Source organism: Bordetella petrii (assembly GCF_020991325.1).
In the GTDB taxonomy this organism is placed as follows: Bacteria; Pseudomonadota; Gammaproteobacteria; order Burkholderiales; family Burkholderiaceae_B; genus Bordetella_A; species Bordetella_A petrii_E.
In genome coordinates this window covers 1-3,473 of sequence record NZ_JAJMLX010000379.1, presented here as the reverse complement: position 1 = coordinate 3,473, position 3,473 = coordinate 1, and the positions used below count along the sequence as shown (strand labels likewise).

The window sequence follows — 3,473 nt, the reverse complement described above, 5'->3', positions numbered from 1 at the left end:
GCCGAGGGCGCCTGGATGCGCCCGAGCCCGACGCACGTTCGCCGCCACCGCCTGCCCGGGCGCCGCGGGACGGGGCAAGAACACCAACAACCAGCCAGGAACATCACCGAACGTAGCAAGAACACCAACAACCAGCCAGGAACATCACCGAACGTAGCAAGACCGCCAACAACCAGCCAGGAACCCAACCGAACGGCGCAAGAACCCCATGCCCAAGCCCAGGAACTCACCCCCGTTCACGCCACCCTGGCTACACCCCAACGCACCGCCGCCATTTGCAGTAACCTATGCCCATTTTTGCGATAGGCCGATTCGTGACTTCCGCCCTGCACCAATCCAGCATCAAGTCCCTGCCGCTACTGGGTCGCGGCAAAGTGCGCGACATGTACGCCGTCGGCGACGACAAGCTGCTCATCGTCGCTTCCGACCGCATCTCCGCGTTCGACGTCATTCTCGACGACCCCATTCCTGGCAAGGGCCAGGTGCTGACCGAGCTGACCGAATTCTGGCTGCGCAAACTGGCGCACATTCTGCCCAACCACTCCACCGGCGTGCAGCCCGAAGACGTGGTGGCGCCCGACGAACTCGACCAGGTGCGCGGCCGCGCCGTGGTGGTCAAGCGCCTGAAGCCCATCCTGGTCGAGGCCGTGGCGCGCGGCTACCTGATCGGCTCGGGCTGGAAAGACTACCAGGCCACCGGATCGCTATGCGGCATCCAACTGCCCGCCGGCCTGCAGCAGGCCAGCAAGCTGCCCGAACCCCTGTTCACGCCAGCCGCCAAGGCCGAATTCGGCATGCACGACGAAAACGTCGATTTCGCCCACGTCGTGAACGAAGTAGGGCAGGAAATGGCCGAACGCATCCGCGACGTCACGCTGCGCCTGTACACCGAGGCGGCCAAATTCGCCGCCACCAAGGGCATCATCATTGCCGACACCAAGTTCGAATTCGGCCTGGACGACGACGGCGCCCTGTACCTGATGGACGAGGTGCTTACCCCCGACTCGTCGCGCTTCTGGCCGGCCGATGGCTACCAAGTCGGCATCAGCCCGCCCTCGTTCGACAAGCAGTTCGTGCGCGACTGGCTGGAAACCCAGGCCTGGGACAAGACTCCGCCCGCGCCCCGCCTGCCGCAAGACGTGCTGCAGAAAACCGCCGCCAAATACCGCGAAGCGCTCGACCGCCTGCTGGCCTGATTGCGCGCCGGGGCAGGTCCAGTGCCGGCCGGGTACCGGCCAAATGCGCAAAATAGGGCGGTTTTGCCGCCTTGTTCAGGCCCCAGGGCAACGTAATATTTCGTATCGTAACGATCGACCTCCGGAGGATCGATCGCATGATCATGATGTTGCCCTTTCTTACCAGCGCCATGGCGGTGTGGTACGCCATGCTTGGCAAACGACGCCCCTGCTTCACGCTCTGGCTGGCGACCCTGGCGATTTTCGTGGCGGGCGCGCGCCTGCACCTGGCCGAGCCTTTCGTGCTGGCCCTGTAGCGGCCGCCGGCCCATGAGCGTGATTTTCTCGCTGAACCCCGCCAGAGGTTCGCGCATCATCAACACTCTGGTGCTGCTGGGCATCAGCGTCCTGCTATACGTGGCGTTCGCCTGGCAGCTGCTGTATGGCGCCGCGCCTTGTCCCTTGTGCCTGCTGCAGCGCGCCGCGCTGGCCATGGCGGGCGTGGGACTGCTGCTGAATATCCGGCTGGGGCCGTCGCCGCTGCATTACGCCATGGTGATCGCCGCCTCCCTGGGCGGAGTGGCCGCCGCCGGCAACCAGTTGCTGGCCCAGGCCGGCCCGGTTGCCCAGCCCGGGCCGCCACCGCTGCTGGGCCTGCATCTGTATTCCTGGGCGTTCCTGGCTTTTTGCGCGTTGCTGGTGTTCTGCACGCTGATGCTGGCCGCCGACCGGAAATGGGGCGACAACGCCCTGAAAAAGCCCGTGGCCGTCCCGGCGTTGGTAGTCATGGGGCTGTTCCTGCTGGCCATCCTGGCGAATGTGGCGGTCACCTCGCTGGAGTGCGGCCTGGGCGAGTGCCAGGCCAGCGCGTCCGTGCAGCCGGCGCCCGCCGCGCAGGCCCGGTAGGCAGCCTCGGCGGGTAGGTTCGGCCAGAGCCGGGCCGGGGCGGTTAAAATAGCCGGTTTCCCGCCCGCCGTGCCGCCTTGCGGCGCCCGCCCGCCACTTCTGCCTTGCCGACCCTGCCATGACAACTACCTCTTCCGCGCCCGCGCCAGCCGCCCCTGTGGTGGGCGTGATCATGGGTTCCTCCAGTGACTGGGACATCATGAAAAATGCCGTGGCCATGCTGGAAGAGTTCGGCGTGCCGCACGAAACCCGTGTCATCTCGGCCCACCGCATGCCGCAGGACATGGCCGACTATGGCGCCGCCGCGCGCGCGCGCGGCCTGCGCGGCATCATCGCCGGCGCGGGCGGCGCCGCCCACCTGCCGGGCATGATGGCCGCCCTGACCGAAGTGCCGGTGTTCGGCGTGCCGGTGCCGTCCCGCTACCTGCGCGGCGAAGATTCCCTGCTGTCCATCGTGCAAATGCCCAAGGGCGTGCCGGTGGCCACCTTCGCTATCGGCGAGGCCGGCGCCGCCAATGCGGCGCTGCATGTCATTGCCACGCTTGCCGCCACTGACGACGCCCTGCACCGCCAGTTGGTCGCATTCCGCGCGCGCCAGACCGAAACGGCCCGCAACATGGTCGTGCCTCCCCAGTGACTTTGCCACGCGTCCGGCCAACGGCGCGCTACCGTATGACTTCTTCTATCGATTCTTTCTCGATCGCGCCCGGCGACTGGCTGGGCCTGCTGGGCGGCGGCCAACTGGGCCGCATGTTCTGCCACGCGGCGCAAAGCATGGGCTACCGCGTGGTGGTGCTGGATCCGGCCGCCGATGGCCCGGCCGCCATGGTAGCCGACCGCCACATCCAGGCCGCCTACGATGATCCGGCCGGGCTGGCGGAACTGGCGCGCAGCTGCCGCGTGGTCACCACCGAATTCGAAAACGTGCCGGCCGGCAGCCTGCGCACCCTGGCCGCGCATTGCCGCGTCAGCCCCGGCGCCGACGCCGTGGCCATCGTGCAAGACCGCAACGACGAGAAGGCCTTCATTGCCGCCCAGGGTATTCCGGTGGCGCCGCACGCCGCGGTACGCGCGGCACAAGACCTGCGCGACGCGCCCGACGCGCTGTTCCCCGGCATTCTGAAAGTGGCCCGCCTGGGCTACGACGGCAAGGGCCAGGCGCCCGTGGCGTCGCGGGACGAGGCGCTGGCCGCCTTCGTCGAGTTCGGCGGCGTGCCCTGTGTGCTGGAAGCCCTGATGCCGCTGGACTACGAAATTTCCGTGGTGCTGGCGCGCGGCTTCGATGGCGCCGACGTGGTGTTCCCGGTGGCGCGCAACCTGCATCGCGACGGCATCCTGGCGGTGTCCACGGTGGCGCCCGCCGACGGCGATGCCGCGCACGCGCGGCGCCAG

Annotated in this window: 5 protein-coding genes; all 5 read left to right on the top strand. The window is 67.9% G+C overall.

All coding sequences use genetic code 11. From position 1 onward, the window contains the following. Positions 1–314: 314 nt before the first annotated feature. Entirely contained in the window at positions 315–1,196 is an 882-nt protein-coding gene (locus tag LPZ50_RS23225) for a phosphoribosylaminoimidazolesuccinocarboxamide synthase (protein WP_230665224.1), read from the top strand. A 137-nt stretch (positions 1,197–1,333) separates the two neighbouring features. Continuing rightward, a complete protein-coding gene (locus tag LPZ50_RS23220; RefSeq protein ID WP_230665223.1) occupies positions 1,334–1,492 on the top strand; it encodes a DUF5993 family protein in 159 nt (52 codons plus the stop codon). A gap of 19 nt (positions 1,493–1,511) precedes the next feature. Further along, positions 1,512–2,081, top strand: a complete 570-nt coding sequence (locus LPZ50_RS23215) for a disulfide bond formation protein B (protein WP_230665225.1) — start codon at positions 1,512–1,514, stop codon at positions 2,079–2,081. Between the two features lie 118 nt (positions 2,082–2,199). Continuing rightward, entirely contained in the window at positions 2,200–2,718 is a 519-nt protein-coding gene (gene purE / locus LPZ50_RS23210; protein WP_230665222.1) for a 5-(carboxyamino)imidazole ribonucleotide mutase, read from the top strand. Positions 2,719–2,753: 35 nt separating this feature from the next. After that, on the top strand, positions 2,754–3,473 hold a 720-nt coding region (locus tag LPZ50_RS23205; RefSeq protein WP_230665221.1), incomplete at its 3' end, for an ATP-grasp domain-containing protein.